Here is a 218-nt window from a genome sequence, read left to right as displayed (position 1 = left end):
CCTGACACAGTTCGGCCGGGCGCTTTATGAGCTCAACATCGACATCATCTGCGCCAACACCCCGCAGGCCAAAGGCCGGGTGGAACGCGCCAACCAGACGCTGCAGGATCGAGGATTTCAATGTCCGTTTCGGCAAACAGCCACGCAATCCGAAGGACATGCATCGTCCGCTGGCCGATTATGAGAACCTTGATGGCGCCATGTGCCGGAAGGAAGTC

1 pseudogene is annotated in these 218 nt (G+C 58.7%); it reads left to right on the top strand.

The window, feature by feature from the left end:
- Positions 1-218: pseudogene (locus QWJ46_RS31200) on the top strand (ISNCY family transposase); the annotation flags it as partial.

The organism is Rhizobium sp. CBN3, from assembly GCF_030518245.1.
Lineage (GTDB): Bacteria > Pseudomonadota > Alphaproteobacteria > Rhizobiales > Rhizobiaceae > Rhizobium > Rhizobium aethiopicum_A.
This window is presented reverse-complemented; position numbering and strand designations above follow the sequence as displayed.